This window comes from Aquificaceae bacterium, from assembly GCA_037722135.1.
Lineage (GTDB): Bacteria > Aquificota > Aquificia > Aquificales > Aquificaceae > Pampinifervens > Pampinifervens sericum.
In genome coordinates this window covers 1-4865 of sequence record JBBKAW010000058.1, presented here as the reverse complement: position 1 = coordinate 4865, position 4865 = coordinate 1, and the positions used below count along the sequence as shown (strand labels likewise).

Here is a 4865-nt window from a genome sequence, read left to right as displayed (position 1 = left end):
CAAAGCGAGTATAACGAAAAGGGTATATTTCAAGGAAGGTTAGACAGCGACCTAACTCCTCTGGGCTTTGTTCAGGCAAGGCTTGTTGCTCAAGAGCTTTCAGATAAGGGCATACAGATAATATATTCTTCTCCTCAAAGAAGAGCCTATAAGACCGCACTTGCAGTTGCGGACGTGCTTGGTCTTGAGGTTATAGTGGATGAGCGTATAAGGGAGATGTCCTTTGGAGAATACGAAGGTAGGCACTTTTGGAGGCTTATGGAAGAGGAAGGTGAGCTTCTTAGGGCTTGGCTTTCCAATCCTGTTAAAAATCCACTGCCTACTCAAGAGGATATGGAAAGTTTCAAAAACAGGGTGGAGAGCTTTCTAATGGATATACTTCAAGAAAGGCACACAAGCATTCTAATCGTTGCACATGGTGGAACTCTTCATGCTATTGTGTGTCTTTCTCTTGGGCTTGGGCTTGAGAACCTTTGGAACATACATATGGATAACACTGGTATAACACAGCTAAGATATAAGGCTGGAAGGTTTGAACTGAGATACCTCAACAGGCTCTGTCACACGCAAGGGCTCTAATTAGCTCCTCACATCCGATAAACTCTAAAATCCTTCCTTCACCCTCCATGCTTATTCTTATGGTGCATGTGCATATACTTAGACCCTCTCCCCACTCCACCACGAGGACACCTTTGCCAACAAACTCTTCAAGCTCAAGTTCCCTTACCCTGTATAAGTCCGCATGTATTAGGAGTCCCTTTCTTGTAGGATATTCGTTTATCAAAGTAAAAGTAGGGCTACGCACTTGATAGCCTTCAAAGAGACCCATACCTTCCGCTATGCCCCTTACCAGCGTGGTTTTGCCAGCACCAAGAGGACCAATAAGACATATAACCTCCGCACCTTTAAGGTTCTTGCCTATCAACCTTCCTATCTTAACAGTTTCCTCCTCAGAGCTGGAAAATACACGCACCAATGTTATATTATAAACACTATGGAATTTTACTTTTTTCCAGATGTCTATGCGGACAGGTATCTTGTGGATTATTACATAATATCCTTTAAACTTAAGGACAAGAGCTGTATAAGGACTAAAGAGTGGGAAGGTAGAGAGTATGTGGTCCAAGTTCTTGACTGGGAAGCCTTTAAGGAAAGTGCCTACGATATAGTGCTTTATGAGTATGGAGATGAGGTGGCAAGGTTCTTGGACATAGAAACCGCACTTTCTGAGGCATATAAAATGGCATGTCTTGAGGCTTCAAGACGCATACCAAAGGTTATTGAACCAGCTCTTGGCATAGGAAATCCACCAATAGAAGTTGTGGAAAGGGTCTTCCCCCTTGACTTCAAAGTGGAAGCCTTTCCAGAAGACCTTGACACCTTTCTTGACAATCTTGTTAAAAATGTTGAAATAGAAACCATAGAGTGGGAGAAGGCGGACGATGACGAAATACCTTTCTGACCTACTTGAAGAGCTTACACCAAAGAGGATAGTAGAAGAGCTTAACAAGTATATAGTGGGACAGGAAAATGCCAAAAAGGCTGTTGCCATAGCCCTAAGAAACAGATGGAGAAGACAGAAATTGCCAGAACACATAAGGGATGAAGTGGCACCCAAGAACCTCCTCATGATTGGTCCTACAGGAGTGGGAAAGACAGAAATAGCACGCAGAATAGCCCAGCTTATAAAAGCTCCCTTTGTCAAAGTGGAAGCCACAAAGTATACGGAGATAGGCTATGTGGGAAGGGACGTGGAGTCCATGGTAAGGGAGTTGGTAGAGGTCTCTTATCAGATGGTAAAACAGGAAAAGATGCAAGAGGTTAGAGAAAGAGCAAAAAGGCTTGCGGAGGAAAGGCTTCTTGACTACCTTGTCCCTCAACAGCTTAGCTTTGGAATAAGAAGTCCTCAGGATGCAGGTAAGAGAGAGGAAATGAGAGAAAAGCTAAGAAGGGGCGAGTTAGAAGACAAGGTTATAGAGGTTGAAGTTCAAGAAAAGTTTGTGCCAGTTATAGGTATAGCTGGACCGCCGGGTCTTGAGGAGCTTGAAGAACAACTAAGAAACATGCTGGGTGGTCTTGGTGGTGTTAGAAAGAGAAGAAGGCTCAAAGTAAAAGAAGCACTCCAAGTTTTTGAGTTAGAGGAAGCAGAAAAGCTCATAGACCAAGAGGAGGTGGCAAGGGAAGCTATAAGCAGGGCAGAAAACTTTGGAATAATCTTCATAGACGAGATAGACAAGATTGCGGTAAAAACTCCAGGCGTAGGTCCAGGAGTGTCAAGGGAAGGAGTTCAAAGAGACCTTCTTCCCATAGTGGAGGGAACGGTAGTAAAGACCAAGTATGGACCTGTAAGGACAGACCACATACTCTTTATTGCAGCAGGTGCCTTTCATATAGCCAAGCCATCGGACCTTATGCCAGAGCTTCAAGGAAGGTTTCCCATAAGAGTTGAGTTAAGTCCTCTCACAAGAGAGGACTTTGTAAGAATACTAAAAGAACCAAAAAATGCACTTACGGTGCAATATATAGAGCTTCTCAAAACCGAGGGCGTTGAGCTTGAGTTTACTGATGATGCACTTGAAGAGATAGCACGCATTGCAGAAGAAGCCAATAACCGCATGGAAAACATAGGAGCAAGAAGACTTCATACGGTAATGGAGAAGCTCCTTGAGGACATATCCTTTAACGCACCAGAGCTTGCGGGTCAGAGGATAATCATAGACGCAAAGTTTGTAAGGGCAAAGCTGGAAGGCATAATAAAGGACGTGGAGCTTTCCAAATACATACTATGAGAGACATATTAGAAAGGGTTGAAGAGCTTCTTTTACTTCAGGAGAAGCTGGTAAACCTCCTACTTATATCAGGTTCTCAGAAAGCAAGGCTTAGTGTAAACACCGCCTTTGATATTCTCTATTACAACATTGAACTTCTTGACATGATAAGTGAGCTATTGAGTTCTCCAGAAGAACTAAAGGATGATTACACGGTTAATCTCATACTTGAAGCCTTGTCTTGGATGGGGTTTATACTTCCTGCGGTAGAGGAATCTTGCCCTATATTTCTACAGGGACCGCTGGAGGGAGACCCGATACATAGATTAAGGTTGATACTTAGCTCCTTAGAAGAAGCTCAAAGAAAGAGTGATTACTACATACTAATAAGCACTGCAGAAGAAGTCCACAAACTCTCAAGCCTCCTGAAGTATCAAATAGCCCTTGCCCGTAGGGCTTATATGAACTTAATTTGAGCCTTTTACAGCCTTTATAAAAACGAGCACCTTTGCTACAGCTCTATAGAGCTCTGGAGGTATCTCTTCGTATATTTCTACCTTCATCAGTGCGGATATTAGAGCTTTGTCCTCAAGGACTGGAACGCCATGTTTTTTTGCAGTTTCTATTATCTTCTCCGCAAGCTCGCCAACACCCTTTGCTACAACTACTGGAGCTTTGTCCCTTCCTTGGTCATACCTTAGGGCTATAGCCTTTTTCTTTTCCATGATTACACCAATAAGAGAAAACCCTCTCCATAGTTTGACCTTATGGTCTCTGCTACACTTTCTTTCGTTGATACGCTTACAGAAAAGCTCCTGAGCTTTATTTTCTCTTCTAAAAGCATTCTTTGAAGGAGCTCCTTCCCGGCTCTTATTTTTTCTGCCATGCTTTCCGTATCTGTAAACAATAAAACATCCAAAAGCTCTTTAGACCTTGGCATCTTCAAAAGACCTGCAACAAAACCCTCTGTGTAATCAAGTTTAAACACCACTGAATATTCCCTCCCGCTTATAAACATAAGCCCGCCTTTACCACCTTGGTAGTATATGGGTATGTAAAAGGCTCCTCCCTGTTTAGCTAAAAGCCACTGAAGATGTTCTATAAACTCCAGCATACTTAGGAGATTCTGCATATGCTCACCTCTGCTGTTGTAGAACTCCAAAAGACTACGACCCTTTTCCATATATCCTTGGAAGCTTTTGTAAGCACTTCTTACATCCTTTTCTGATGCTTCTTCCACCAACTTAAAGAAATTTCTTACCACGGACTCATTGGAGTCTTTAAGCCTTTCAAAGACACTTCTGTATTCCACGAGGACTCCTTTTTCTGTTAGATTCCAGAGAGCCTTAAGCAGTGCAGGAATATCCTTCTTTTCCATAGCCTTAAGGATATCCCTTTCTCCAATGGACTCAAAAAATTTCACTAACTTCATGTATTCTTCATGGTCAAGGTTTTCAAAAAGCAAGGTCTTAAAGGAGGATAAAACTATATTAAACTCTTCAGTCTTTAGTCTTAAAACCTCAAGAAGCTTCCTTATTCCTTCAATATTCCTTTCATACTCCATGCCAAGTAAAGATGAAAGCTCCTCCGCATACACGAGCAAAGACTGGATAAGCTGTGCTTTTTTATCTTTAATGACCTCCTCTGGTTTTAGCTTTCCAAGAAGTAATTCAACCAACTTTCTTTCGTAAAAAACCCCAGAATTATACAAATCTTCTATGAGCTTCTCTGGATTGATGGACACATAAAACTTTTCCTTTCCTTCAAGCATAAGGTTTAAGATGTTTCCCTCATAGCCCCTCCTATATAGACCTGTTATCTTAAAAGTGATAGGTAGTCCCTCTTCAATCTTAAGCTCAATAATATCACCGGGTAAAAACCTAATAGAAGACCTGTTTTCCGCCTTTAGCTCAAAACCATCCTTTAGAAGGAGGGTTAAAAGATTACCCTCAGAAGAGGAAACTTCTGCCCTTATCGTGCTACCACCTCCAGAGGAAAGCTCAAGAAAAACATCTGGAACACTTGACAGGACTTTTATCCTGAACTCTTCTCCAGTCTTCTGTGCTTGAGAAGGTTTTGACTGCTCAATAGCCTGCT

The 4865-nt window shown here is 42.1% G+C and carries 7 protein-coding genes; 4 read left to right on the top strand and 3 right to left on the bottom strand.

What is annotated here, in order from left to right; translation table 11 throughout:
* Nucleotides 1–579: histidine phosphatase family protein (locus WKI49_04245; protein MEJ7621710.1), on the top strand; the 579-nt coding region annotated here is incomplete at its 5' end.
* Here WKI49_04245 and tsaE read toward each other — a convergent pair.
* A complete protein-coding gene (gene tsaE, locus WKI49_04240) occupies nt 548–973 on the bottom strand; it encodes a tRNA (adenosine(37)-N6)-threonylcarbamoyltransferase complex ATPase subunit type 1 TsaE (GenBank protein MEJ7621709.1) in 426 nt (141 codons plus the stop codon). The two genes, WKI49_04245 and tsaE, sit on opposite strands and share 32 nt — an antisense overlap.
* A 21-nt stretch (nt 974–994) precedes the next feature.
* On the opposite strand from tsaE, the gene WKI49_04235 reads away from it, so the two are divergent.
* From WKI49_04235 to WKI49_04225, 3 genes are read left to right on the top strand one after another with little or no spacing between them, the layout of a single operon-like run.
* A complete protein-coding gene (locus WKI49_04235; GenBank protein ID MEJ7621708.1) occupies nt 995–1462 on the top strand; it encodes a hypothetical protein in 468 nt (155 codons plus the stop codon).
* Nucleotides 1443–2789 carry an ATP-dependent protease ATPase subunit HslU gene (hslU, locus tag WKI49_04230; protein ID MEJ7621707.1) on the top strand — a complete coding sequence of 449 codons (1347 nt, stop codon included), beginning with the start codon at nt 1443–1445 and terminating at the stop codon, nt 2787–2789. The genes WKI49_04235 and hslU overlap by 20 nt, the downstream gene beginning before the upstream one ends.
* A complete protein-coding gene (locus WKI49_04225; GenBank protein MEJ7621706.1) occupies nt 2786–3244 on the top strand; it encodes a hypothetical protein in 459 nt (152 codons plus the stop codon). Before hslU ends, WKI49_04225 begins: the two co-directional genes overlap by 4 nt.
* Here the strand turns inward: WKI49_04225 and WKI49_04220 are convergent.
* Together WKI49_04220 and WKI49_04215 are read right to left on the bottom strand one after the other, a co-directional pair.
* Nucleotides 3236–3493 carry an EscU/YscU/HrcU family type III secretion system export apparatus switch protein gene (locus WKI49_04220; GenBank protein MEJ7621705.1) on the bottom strand — a complete coding sequence of 86 codons (258 nt, stop codon included), beginning with the start codon at nt 3491–3493 and terminating at the stop codon, nt 3236–3238. The two genes, WKI49_04225 and WKI49_04220, sit on opposite strands and share 9 nt — an antisense overlap.
* Before the next feature lie 2 nt (nt 3494–3495).
* The coding region (locus tag WKI49_04215; GenBank protein MEJ7621704.1) for a hypothetical protein at nt 3496–4865 on the bottom strand (1370 nt) is incomplete at its 5' end.